This window comes from Capnocytophaga periodontitidis (genome assembly GCF_016126015.1).
In the GTDB taxonomy this organism is placed as follows: Bacteria; Bacteroidota; Bacteroidia; order Flavobacteriales; family Flavobacteriaceae; genus Capnocytophaga; species Capnocytophaga periodontitidis.
Genome location: NZ_JAEFDB010000005.1, coordinates 104659 through 117132, shown reverse-complemented (window position 1 = coordinate 117132; position 12474 = coordinate 104659). Strand labels below are relative to the sequence as shown.

The following is a 12474-nucleotide window of genomic DNA, read 5'->3' as shown; positions in this document are numbered from 1 at the left end:
TTAATGGTTGATGAATAAAAAGATAGATATAAAAATAGATAAAAGTCTTGATAAATTTAAAGGGAAAGTACTTTTCCCAAAGAAATTAGCACTTGCTGAAGAACTCTTACAACGTGCTAAGTTTCCTACGGAATTAAAAGAGAAATTAAACATATCATAAAAGAACTATTATGAAAAGAAGAGCATTTTTTAAAAATGGGGCTTTAGCAGCTTTAGGAGGCTTAGTATTGCCTTCCTTTGATTTACAAGCGCAAACCCTTGGGGAAACCCATAAAAACAAACGCACTAAAAACATCATCTTTATGGTGAGTGACGGTATGAGTTTCGGCACTTTGGTAATGGCTGACTTGTACCTCAAACGCAAATTCGGTCGTCCTTCTCATTGGATGGGGCTATACGAACAGAACCTCGCTCAACGCGCCGTAATGGATATGGCATCGGCGAGTTCGGTAGTAACCGATTCATCGGCAGCAAGTTCGTCTTGGGGCGGTGGCGTACGTGTAAAGAACGGTAGCCTAAATATCAGTCCGGATGGCAAAGAGAATATGCCTATCTTGCAAAAGTTCAAAAAAGCAGGTAAGAAAGTGGGTTGTGTCACTACCGTAATGGTAAACCACGCCACTCCGGCAGGCTTCTGTACGTGGAGCAAAAGCCGTAATGCTATGGACGAGATTGCCCTCAACTACACCGAATTAGGTTTTGATGTGATGCTGGGGGGCGGTAGCAAATACTTCGATCCTGCCCACCGCAAAGATAAAAAAGACCTTTTTGACACTTTGAAGAAAAAAGGCTATACAGTAGCTCGCACTCGCAGTGAAATGCAGAAAGCGCCTACTAACAAACCTCTCTATGGACTCTTTGCTGAAGATGCCCTCCCCTACTCTATCGATCGCGCTCAAAGCAGTGAAGAACAAGCTAAATCACCTACCCTTGCCGAGATGACCGCCAAGGCTATCGACCAGCTCAAAAATCACCCTAACGGCTTTGTAATACAAGTCGAAGGTGGTAAAGTAGACTGGGCTGCACACGCTAACGATATAGGAGCTTTGCTCTACGACCAAGTTGCTTTTGACGAGGCTATAGGGGTAGCACTCGACTTTGCTAAAGCTGACGGCAACACTCTTGTGGTGCTTACTTCCGACCACGGTAATGCTAACCCTGGACTCATCTACGGCAAAGATTGTAACGACAATTTTGACAGATTGCAAAACTTCACCCATTCTAACGATTGGATTTTACAACAAATCAACTCTAACGACTCGGTAGCCAAAGTGCGTGAGCACGTTGCTCAATACTGCGGTGGAATGAACATCAGTGAGGAACAAGCTAAAGAACTCTTAGGTTATTACGCTAAAACCGAAAGAAAAGAAGACGGCTTGTACAACTACAAACACCTCCCTTACCGATTGTTTGCCGAAATACAAAAAGCTCATACTTCCGTAGGCTGGATAAGTATGGATCACTCATCCGATTACACTGAATTGGGAATGTATGGACCTGGTAGCGAACGCCTAAAACCTTTTATGCGCAATACCGATATACACAATTTCTTGTTGGAAGCAGCAGAGGTTAAAGTTTAGAAGTTAGGAAGTAGAAATTAGAGGGTGAAAAGTTTTCAGTTTCAAAAGCTCGTTACTTTTATAGGTACATTGCTCTTCATCGTGAAGTTGATAGCGTGGCATATTACCAATTCTAACGCTATTTTTTCGGACACGATGGAGAGCATTGTGAATATCATTGCCGCCTTTATGGGGCTCTATTCGCTATACCTTTGCAACAAACCTCGCGATACCGACCACCCTTACGGACACGGCAAGGTAGAGTTTATTACCGCTGGCATTGAGGGGATGCTCATCGCTATCGCTGGAGTACTCATCCTCATCGAAGCTATTTCGTCACTTATAGAGGGAATACATCTCGATAAATTAGGCTGGGGGATTGCCCTTTTTGGGTCTACCGCCATAGTGAATTACACTATGGGGTATATTTCTTACCAAAAAGGGAAAAAAGAGAACTCTTTAGTACTAATGAGTGCGGGCAAACACTTGCAATCAGATACTTTTGCCACTTCAGCTATTGTACTGAGTTTGGTGTTGGTACACTTCACCGGTTGGTTATGGCTCGACCCTCTAATTGCTATTAGCTTTGGTAGTTATATCATAGTAATAGGGTGGAAGATTGTACGTAAAGCCCTTAGTGGTATTATGGACGAGCGCGACGAAGCCCTCTTTGCCGAACTCGTAAATATATTGCAAGCTAACCGCAAAACCGAGTGGATAGACATTCACAATATGCGTATTCAGCAGTTTGGGGCTCACTTGCATATTGATGCCCATATCACTCTGCCTTACTATTATTCTTTAAAAGAAGCACATCAAGAAATGGAAAAGGTGATTCATTTATTGGTAGAAAAAGTAGATAGAACTATAGAATTCAACTTTCACTTAGACTATTGCAAGCCTTTTTCTTGCAAAATATGCGCTATCGACTGTCCCTTTAGAGAAAAACCTTTTGTACAGACTATACAGTGGGACGTGAAAAACATCGCTGGAGTAGCGAAACATAAAATAAATGATCAATAAGAAATAAACAATATGATAGTTACTTTCTTTTCGGAAAACCTATGGTTTACAGCTTTTTTTGTGTGCCTCCTTTCATTAGGAGTAACTTACTTTTCTTTGCCAAGTGTTATCTATGTCGTAAAACAAAAAAACTTGATGGATAAACCCAATGCGCGTAGCTCCCACAAAGAAAAAACTCCTACTTTAGGAGGACTTTCTTTTTTTGTAAGCTTGATTTTTACCTTGTTCTTGCTTCGTCCGTTTGATAACGATAGTGTGGGGATTAATATTCTATCAGGGGTTGGTGTATTGTTTTTCGTAGGTTTAAAGGATGACCTCACAGGTGTAAACCCCAGTACAAAAATCATAGGTCAAATCATCGCTACTCTCATTCTTTTCTTTGGCTCAGGACTTAAAATCACCACATTAAACAATTTTTTAGGTATCACTGATATTCCTTATTGGTTTTCTATACTCATCAGTTGTGCTATAGTGATGGCTATTGTCAATTCTTACAATCTGATCGATGGCATTAATGGTTCAGCAGCAATGGTAGGCATTGTGATTTTTGGAGCTTTTGCCTATGTTTTCTACGATGCCGAAATGTACTTCTACTTTCTGTTATCACTGTTGAGCATCAGTTTTCTATTGGCTTTTTTGCGTTATAACCTATCGGCTAAAAAACGGGTGTTTATGGGCGATACAGGCTCTATGATTGTAGGGTTCCTCATTGCTGTATTGGCTATCAAATACTTTTCGCTCAATACAGAGTTGTTAGAAAGTGCTGTTATCACCCCTTCCAACAAAGTGTGGGTGCTACTCTCTATCATCTTCATTCCCTTTTTTGATACTACTCGCGTATTCACCACCCGCTTGTTGCGCCACGGACAACCTTTTAAAGCCGACCGCAGTCATATCCACCACGTGATGATAGATTATATGAAATTGTCGCACTCACAAGCAAGTTTGCTGTTAGCTTTGATTAATCTCGCTGTTTTTGTAACAATTTTATTTTTTAATACAAGAATATCCCCTTTGATGCTGGGAATTTTGTTTATAGCTTTCTCTATAGTTTTAGCTATTGTTTTATTTATTGTGAATCGAGGATATCACAATCTTAAAAACAAACAAAAAATTAGACATCTTATCAATGAAATTCATAAAAAGCACTGAAATAATTTATTGTTTTAAAAAGATATAATTATGAAAATATTTTATCATAGACCAACTTGTTTATTTATTAATGTGGGCGGTATTCTTGAAAAATTGTTAGAGGAATCAAATATCTCTAAATTTTATAGAATTATCAAATATGATATTTCCAAGAAAAAAAGAACCATTTCGAGTATTGTCAATAAGCTAAAAATAGCAATTATTGTTATTGAAACTTCAAAAATCAAAGAATATCCTGATGATATCATTAGAGAAATTATTGATTTGAGGACTAAAGGTATTATTGTTTATGAAGCAGAAGAATTTTACGAAAATATCAACAAGCGTATTCCTATCGTAAAATTAGAAGCTAAAAAATATATTGGCGATGATATTTTTTCTATAAAACAAAGAATTAGACACCGATTGATCAAACGTTTTTTTGATTTATCACTTGTTTTCTTAGCTCTTCCTATAGCATTACCTTTAACTATTATAGGAGTTTTTCTTACTCTTTTAAGTTCAAAAGGAGGTGCTTTCTTTGCGCAGACACGTGTAGGAAGAGAAGGAAAAACTTTTAAAATATACAAAATCAGAACTATGGTATTAAACAATGGAGGTTTTACTCAGGCAAATGACTCACGTATTACCCCTATTGGAAAAATATTGCGCTTTACTAAAATAGATGAACTACCTCAATTATACAACGTATTGAGAGGTGATATGAGTATTATAGGCCCTCGCCCTGAAATTCCTGAATATGTAGAAAAATACGCAGAACAAATACCTTTTTTCAAACTACGCCATATGGTAAAACCAGGAGTTACAGGTTGGGCTCAAATTCATATCCCAAAAGCCACTCCTGAAGATAGTATTAAAAAATTAGAATATGATTTGTACTACATCAAGCGATATTCATTATTCCTTGATATTAAAATAGTACTTGAAACTACAAAAATTATACTTACCTTAAATAGTAACTAATTTTTTTCGTATCTTTGCGCCCTATCTCATAAGAAATGCTCAAACAGAATTTACAACTTAAACTCTCACAGAAACTCTCACCTCAGCAAATACAGCTGATGAAACTCGTGCAACTCCCCACTCTTGCCTTTGAACAGCGCGTAAAACAAGAGTTGGAAGAAAACCCCGCCTTAGAATCGGGGCGCGAAGAAGATGCCCTCGATGAGTTTCACGATGAGTTCGACAACTCTGCCGATGAATATAACGACAACGATGTAATTGATATGGACGATATCAACATCGATGAATACCTTAGTGATGACGAAATTCCCGACTATCGTTTGCACGCTAATAACTACAGCGACGACGATGAGGATCGCGATATTCCTTTCAGTGCGGAGATATCGTTCCACCAATCCCTTATCAACCAATTAAACACCTTTACCCTCTCGGATGAAGATTACCTCATCGCTGAGTTCCTCGTGGGTAGCATAGACGATACAGGCTATATACGCCGCTCTATTCAAGACCTTACCGATGACCTTGCTTTTACCCAAAATATCTATACTGAAGAGGAACACGTAGAGCAAATACGCCAACAGATTATCTTCCAATTAGACCCTGCAGGAGTAGGCGCTGCCGACCTGCAAGAGTGCTTGCTCATACAACTGCGCCGCAAAAAACAAACCCCTGCTATAGAATTGGCAATCAAAATGCTTACCGAAGCCTTTGAGGCATTCACTAAAAAGCATTATACCAAACTGCAACAGCGCTTTTTGGTAACTGAAGAACAGCTAAAAGAAGCGGTACAAGAGGTGGAACGCCTGAATCCTAAACCTGGAAGTTCCTACGTGGGCAACAATGTGCATATAGAGCAAATTATCCCCGATTTTACCGTAAAGGTGGTAGATAACGAGTTGGAACTCTCCCTCAACGGACGCAATGCTCCTGAACTACACGTTTCTAAGGAATACAGCACTATGCTCGACACTTATAAGAAGAGTAAGGAAAAGAGCAATTCACAAAAAGAAGCAGTGTTCTTTATCAAACAGAAGTTGGATTCGGCTAAGTGGTTTATAGATGCTATTCGTCAGCGACAACAAACGCTCCTCATCACAATGGATGCTATTATGGAACACCAACGCGAATACTTCCTCACAGGTGATGAACTAAAAATCAAACCGCTTATTCTCAAAGATATCGCCGACAAGGTAGGTATGGATATTTCTACCGTTTCGCGAGTAGCGAGCAGTAAATATGTAACTACCCCTTATGGCACAAAACTCATTAAAGATTTCTTTTCGGAATCTATGAAGAACGACCAAGGAGAAGATGTTTCTACCCGTGAAATCAAGCAGATATTACAACATATCATCGCTAAGGAAGACAAGAGTAAACCCCTCCCCGATGATGAATTGGCACAGCTCCTCAAAGAGAAAGGTTACCCCATTGCACGCCGCACTATCGCGAAATACCGCGAACAAATGGATATACCTGTAGCACGCCTCAGAAAAGAACTATAGTCTAATGACGAGTTACGGTGCGAGCCGCACGGGCAAAAGTGCGAGCCGCACGGGCAAATATAAAACTCCAGTATAGTGAAAGACTGTACTGGAGTTTTTGCTATATGAAAAGTAAAAAATATTTATTCTAAAGTGAAATCTACTGTGCTTTTAATGTCGCCAGAAGAGGTGCCTACTAACGCTTTAAAAGTTCCTTTTTCGGCTACCCAAGCGTGTTGGTTGGGCTCGAAGAAGGAAAGGTCTTGCTTGGTGATGTGGAAAGTTACGGTTTTGGTCTCTCCTGCCTTCAAGAATACTTTCTCAAAACCTTTGAGTTCTTTATACGGACGTAACACTGAGGCTTCTTCGTCGTGCAAATAGAGTTGTACTACTTCAGCGCCATCACGTTTGCCGGTGTTCTGTACTGTTACCGAGAAGCTGATATCGCCGTTGGTGGTTTTCTTGTCGGCGGTGAGTTTGCCGTATTTAAAAGTAGTATAGGAGAGTCCGTGACCGAAAGGAAATAGCGGTTTTATCCCTTTGGTATCGGTGTAGCGGTAGCCTACCAAAATGCCTTCGTGATAGGTAACCTCTTTATCACCTGGGTATTCACCTAAGGCTATGGCTGCATTGTCCTCCAAACGCACTGGGAAAGTGAAAGGCAATTTGCCCGAAGGGTTTACATCACCGAAGAGTACATCGGCGAGGGAGTTACCCGCTTCGGAGCCTAAATACCAATCTTGTACGATAGCGGGTACGCTTTTCACCCAAGGCATCGCCATTGCATTACCCGAAATGAGTACTACTGCCAAGTTTTTATTGGCTTTTGCCAAAGCCTCAATCACAGCATCTTGTCCGTAAGGTAAGCCATATTGTTTGCGGTCGTTACCTTCGCAATCCTGACCGTCGTGTTTGTTGAGTCCTCCTATAAAGATAACTACATCAGCTTGTTTAGCGGTTTTTACAGCTTCGGCAAGGAGTTCTTGCGCCGGACGTTTATCGGTGATGTCGTTGGCAGCAAGCCCGTCTTGGTCTTTGTAATCGTCGCTGGCATAGCCACGAGCATAGAGCACTTTGGCTGTATTGCCTACACGGTTTTTAATTCCGTCTAAGGGGAGTATCTCGTGAACGGCTTTCAGTGAGGAACTTCCTCCACCTACGGTCATCATTTTGATAGCATTCTCACCTATCACGGCTATGGTTTTCGCTTTTTTAACATCGATAGGCAATATACTTTTATCGTTTTTGAGCAATACGATACCTTCTTGCCCTATCTTGCGGGCTATAGCAAAGTGTTCTGGTGAGGCGAATGACCCAAAGGGGCGATTGGCTGCCATATTGGTGCGGAATATGAGTCGGAGGATATTGCGCACCTTTTCATTTACTACTTCTTCTTTTATTTCTCCTGATTTCAGTTTTTCGAGAAAAGGTTGAGCAAGGAAGTAATGGTCGTAAGCATTGGAGCGGTTTTCAGCCATTCCGTCAGTCCACGTACCAAATTCCATATCCAATCCGTGGAGGGCAGCGCCATCGGTGTTGTTCACTCCACCCCAATCGGATACTACGGCGCCGTCAAAACCCCATTCTTTGCGCAAGATGTCTTGCAATAGGTATTGGTTTTGGCAAGCCCATTGGTCTTTGTATTTGTTATAAGCTCCCATTATGCTCCACGCTTTTCCTTCTTGTACAGCAGCTTTGAAAGCAGGGAGGTAAATCTCATACAGGGCGCGGTCGTCTACCTTTACATTCACAGTATGACGGTTGACTTCTTGATTGTTAAGCGCATAGTGTTTCACACAAGCAGCCACGCCATTGGCTTGCACGCCTTGTACATAAGGCACGACCATTTTGGATGCCAAATAAGGGTCTTCACCCATATATTCAAAATTGCGCCCATTGAGAGGGGTACGATAGATGTTCACCCCAGGACCTAAGAGTACGTTTTTGTTGCGATAGCGGGCTTCTTCGCCTATAGCTTTTCCGTAGGCTTTGCTGAGAGCGGGATTCCACGTAGCAGCAAGGCAAGTGAGGGCAGGAAAAGCGGTACATTTATCATTTGTCCACCCCGCTTGATTCCACTCGTCCCAGAGTACTTCGGGACGTATGCCGTGAGGACCATCGGTCATCCAGTTTTCGGGGATACCCAAACGGGGCACTCCAGGTGAACTAAACTTAGACTGAGCGTGGCACATAGCTACTTTTTCCTCTAAGGTCATTCGCGAGAGGGCATCGTCTATACGCTTCTCAATGGGTTGCGAAGCGTCTAAATAAACGGGCGTTTGCTGGGCTGAGAGCGTACCTACGGCACAGCAAAGCAGTAAAGTTTTTATATTTTTCATATTGTATTGATTTGTCGATTTGTCAATTTGACTTTGTCAAAGTCCCTAGACTTTGACAAAGTATAGGGACGCTTGTTAATTGTTAATTATCAATTGTTAATTGTTATTTCTTAACTGCTGTAAGATAGGGTTTGATAATAGCTGTCCATAGTTTGTAGCCTTCGGCGTTCATATGGAGGTTGTCTTCTTTAAAGATATCGGTGCGGAGGTTGCCCGCTTCATCGTACATTACTTTGGTGATATCAATATAAGTATAGCCTTGTGCTGTGGCATTTTCCTCTAAAAGAGCATTTACCAATAGCTGGTCTTTCAGTTGGTCGGCTTTGTGTTGTGAGGGTTTTAACGACACTACAAACAAGGGGGTAGTTGGGTAGTCCTTTTTCAATCGTGCGATAAAAATACGGAAAAGGTCGAAGCATTTTACGGCATTCACGCCTTCTTTGTGGCTTCCGAGATCGTTTTCTACGTAAAGAACAATGCTTTTAGGTTTGTATCCTTGTGCGATGGTGTTATAGTTATAAATCATATCGCGCAAGGTTGCCCCTCCATAAGAACGGCGGATGAGTTTCAGCGGTGCAAAATCTTCATAGATAGTATCCCATAGATTGATAGACGAACTACCGAGGAATAGCGCGTCGCAAGAGAGGTCTTTGAGGCGTTTGTTTTCCTTTTGGTAGTAGTTAATATCTCGTTGGTAGCGAGTAATCCAAGGAGTTTCATCGGTTTGTTCAAAGGGGATTACCGTCTTGATTACGGTAGTAGGGGTTGCGGTTTGCGCTTTGGCGAATGCTACAGAAGCAATTGCGAATAGTGACAATAATATTCTTTTCATTTGTATAATTAATTATTTTTAAGCCCCCGTCCCCCCGAAGGGGGACAATCCGTAGAAGAGGAGCTATTCTACTCTATTTGATTTGACTTTGAGAAAGTTTGTAATTTCTACTTATATTTTGGGTATCAAAAAGGATACCACGCTGTTAGCAGGCACTTCATAAGAGAAATAGTGCTTGCCGGTGCTTAGGGTCAGATAGGTTGCTTCTTTCTTTTTATTCAGCAACACACAAGCCAAAGAGCCGTCGGGGTTCTCGAATGCAGTACATTGTACGTTGTCGTCGGTGGTTTTCTCAACGCCTATACGGGTCGCTCCCTGCTTGATGACTGCCGAAAGATGACTTATGACATAGTAGTGCGAATTGCGTTGCATCGTCTTATAATCGGATGTTTGGATATCGACCGCACCAAAACAAGTTTTACAACCGCCTTCACGATTAGGAGCTCCGTGCTCGTTGAGCATCAAATTCCACACCATCACCGCCTTGCAATGATTGTTGAGGGTTTTGATACCGAGCTCTTGCATATCTTCGGTGAGACGGCGTTCGAGGTTGCGACCATCGTTCCAAGTACCTATAGAGCTTTCTGTAAAGATGAGTTCTTTATTGGGATATTGGTTATGAATGTTGCTCAATTCGTTGGGATTTCCCCCATAGTTATGGTAAGCAGCCCCCGCAACGTACTGAGAGGCATCGGCATCTTTATAGATATGCAAGGGGTATTGCTGTTGTGAAGGCTTATTATCGTAGTTGTAGTTATGATCGAAGAGGTAGATTTTAACCTCAGCAAAGCCTTTGTTGCGCAGAGTTTTCCCTAAGGCGTTTTTGATAAAGGCAAGCTGCTCGTCCCATCCCATATACATAGAAGCCGAGTTGCCTCTGTTGAGAGGTTCGTTTTGTATAGTGATGGCATTGACGTTCAAGCCATTGTCTTTCATCGCTTGCAACCATTTGGCAAAATAAAGCGCATAATCCTGATAGTGAGCGGGGTTTAGCTGACCGCTTGTCCATTGGTTATGAGGTTGCAAATCGGTAAGGTTATTGACCTTCATCCAGCGTGGAGGTGTCCAAGGAGAGCCTATGATTTGCACTTTGGGGTTGATAGCGAGAATCTCTTTGAGTATAGGAATCACGTATTGTGTTTCCTCTTTGGTGAGGGCAAAATGCTCTATTCCCTTGGTATCGCAAAGGGTGTATTCACTTAGAGAAAAGTCGGAACAGCCGATGGATATACGCACAAAATTCTGTCCAAAACCTTCAGTTTCGGAGAAGGTTTCGGTGAGGAACGCCTTTCTATCGGCGGGGGACATCTGCATCAAGTTATAGCAGGTAGAACCTGTAATAGCAGCCCCGAAACCATAGATAGTTTGGAATTTTTCAGCAGGTTTTAGGGTGATACTATAAGATGTGTTAGGGTTTTTGATGAGCTTTAGGTCGGTTTGCTCTTTGTAGAATTCTTTTTGGCGATTGGCTGTAGTCAGCAATACGCTCACTTTACCTACTGATGGCTCAACAACAGGGGGAGGAGTAGGTTCCTCCCCTGTGTTGGATTTTTTCTGGCAGCTGCAAGAAGCGATGCTCCAGAGTATTACAAGTAAAAAAGACGGGAATAATTTCATTAGTAACCAGGGTTTTGAGTGAGTTTTTTATTGTTTTCTAATTCAGTTTGTGGGACAGGGTAAATGGAACTATTCTCTGTTAGCGGGTATACTCGTGGTAAACGACCTTCATCACGTGCATTAAGTGTATTCATTGTTTCAATGGCTTTATCGTTACGCACCAAATCGAACCAACGGAAGCCTTCAAAAGCCAATTCAAGGCGACGTTCTTTGAGTACGGCTGCTTTCATTTGTTCTTGTGAAAGAGAAGAGGAAATAGCAGCAAGTCCTACCCTTGCACGTACTTGATTTACTAAGGCAGCCGCCTGAGCAGTTTGACCTAAAGCGGCATAAGCTTCAGCTTTGAGCAAGAGGATATCGGCTAAACGCAACTTGATGATACTACTGCCTCCTGAACGTATTTTGTACATAAAAGGATAGTGGTTAGAGGGGTAATAAATATTCCAAGAGGGTTGCCCGTAAACGATAGCTTGGTTTTTGCGCACAGTATCGCCCTCAGCATCAAAAGCAGCGATGAGATCGCGTGAAGGGGTTACCCATTTCGCCCAATTGTAAGTGCTATTGGGGTTGGTGTAGTTTAAGCCGAAGAGCCCTGGTAACCACGTTTGTCCGCCTTGAGAGTAGGTAATCTCAAAAATAGACTCAGCAGAATTACGCACTTTTACATCGGTTTTAGCATCGTTGATTTGAAATAAATCGGCGTAATTAGGCAAGAGGGAAAAACCATCGGCTTCTACGGCTGCGCAATACTGAATGGTTTTGTTGTAATCGCGTATAGGTTTTTCGGCATATACGTGTGCTAAAAGCGCATTAGCAACCGCGCGACTGAAGAAGAACTTATCGTTAGCCTTCACTGCAGGAGCATCGACGAGAGCCTCCTCAAGGTTGGTACGAATGATGTTGTACACCTCGGCAACAGATGTGCGTTCAGGAAAGAGCAATTTATAGGTTTGTTCTACATTTTCAGATGATATTTCAGGGATTTCCATCGCAGGAATAGGTATAGCACCCCAAAGTCGTGTCATATCAAAAAGCATCCACGCTTTAAATATTTTAGCCTCAGCTTTCCACTGTTTGCGTTCAGTGGTTGTAAGGGAAGCATCGGGCACTTTATCTACATTGGCAATTACTACATTGGCTAAGTTGATAGCTTCAAGATATTTTTGCCAATCACGTTTGATATAGGCATTAGCAGCATCTTGGCTATTTTGTTCAATAGAAGCTATATTTACAGAAGTTTTAATGCCTGCATATGAATTATCAGCACGGGTTTCGGCGTGTTGTAGAAAATCCAATGTCCAGAACTCTTGTGCTGATCCACGCACAAAGGCATAGAGAGCTTCATAGCGTGTTTTCATTTGTGCTTTGTTCTCTATAGCAGAGGAACTTTTGCCCTCGGTAGTTGTATTTTTTTCGTTGAACTCCGAAATAGGGTCTTTATCTAAACTGCAAGCTGTTAGCGTTGCTAACGAAAATGCAAGGTATATGTATCTTTTCATTTTTGTATA

Annotated in this window: 10 protein-coding genes; 6 read left to right on the top strand and 4 right to left on the bottom strand. The window is 41.8% G+C overall.

All coding sequences use genetic code 11. The features are described from left to right. The first annotated feature begins 10 nt into the window (after positions 1-10). Genes I7X29_RS09160 through rpoN form a run of 6 tightly spaced genes read left to right on the top strand, consistent with a single transcriptional unit; the run spans position 11 to position 6199 of the window. Positions 11-160: a hypothetical protein gene (locus I7X29_RS09160; RefSeq protein ID WP_009412469.1), complete on the top strand. Its 150-nt coding sequence runs from the start codon at positions 11-13 to the stop codon at positions 158-160. A gap of 10 nt (positions 161-170) precedes the next feature. Further along, on the top strand, positions 171-1580 hold the full coding sequence (locus I7X29_RS09155) for an alkaline phosphatase (protein ID WP_198474192.1): 1410 nt from the start codon (positions 171-173) through the stop codon (positions 1578-1580). Between the two features lie 24 nt (positions 1581-1604). Then, positions 1605-2582 (top strand): cation diffusion facilitator family transporter, encoded by a 978-nt coding sequence (locus I7X29_RS09150; protein ID WP_198474190.1) that lies wholly within the window; start codon positions 1605-1607, stop codon positions 2580-2582. A 12-nt stretch (positions 2583-2594) separates the two neighbouring features. Beyond that, positions 2595-3734, top strand: a complete 1140-nt coding sequence (locus tag I7X29_RS09145) for a glycosyltransferase family 4 protein (protein ID WP_198474188.1) — start codon at positions 2595-2597, stop codon at positions 3732-3734. 30 nt (positions 3735-3764) lie between these two features. Beyond that, positions 3765-4697, top strand: coding sequence for a sugar transferase (locus tag I7X29_RS09140; RefSeq protein ID WP_198474186.1), 933 nt, complete (start codon positions 3765-3767; stop codon positions 4695-4697). A gap of 35 nt (positions 4698-4732) precedes the next feature. Then, positions 4733-6199 (top strand): RNA polymerase factor sigma-54, encoded by a 1467-nt coding sequence (gene rpoN / locus I7X29_RS09135; protein ID WP_088593795.1) that lies wholly within the window; start codon positions 4733-4735, stop codon positions 6197-6199. A gap of 122 nt (positions 6200-6321) precedes the next feature. Here the strand turns inward: rpoN and I7X29_RS09130 are convergent, their stop codons facing one another. The 4 genes from I7X29_RS09130 to I7X29_RS09115 all read right to left on the bottom strand — a co-directional run bounded on the left by I7X29_RS09130 (position 6322) and on the right by I7X29_RS09115 (position 12465). Continuing rightward, positions 6322-8517 carry a glycoside hydrolase family 3 C-terminal domain-containing protein gene (locus I7X29_RS09130; RefSeq protein WP_198474184.1) on the bottom strand — a complete coding sequence of 732 codons (2196 nt, stop codon included), beginning with the start codon at positions 8515-8517 and terminating at the stop codon, positions 6322-6324. A gap of 103 nt (positions 8518-8620) precedes the next feature. Further along, the gene (locus tag I7X29_RS09125; protein WP_198474182.1) at positions 8621-9349 is read right to left on the bottom strand and encodes a GDSL-type esterase/lipase family protein; all 729 of its coding nucleotides are present in this window, start codon (positions 9347-9349) and stop codon (positions 8621-8623) included. A 111-nt stretch (positions 9350-9460) separates the two neighbouring features. Beyond that, positions 9461-10966: a glycoside hydrolase family 30 protein gene (locus I7X29_RS09120; protein WP_198474180.1), complete on the bottom strand. Its 1506-nt coding sequence runs from the start codon at positions 10964-10966 to the stop codon at positions 9461-9463. Continuing rightward, the gene (locus I7X29_RS09115; protein ID WP_198474178.1) at positions 10966-12465 is read right to left on the bottom strand and encodes a RagB/SusD family nutrient uptake outer membrane protein; all 1500 of its coding nucleotides are present in this window, start codon (positions 12463-12465) and stop codon (positions 10966-10968) included. Before I7X29_RS09115 ends, I7X29_RS09120 begins: the two co-directional genes overlap by 1 nt. Positions 12466-12474: the final 9 nt, after the last annotated feature.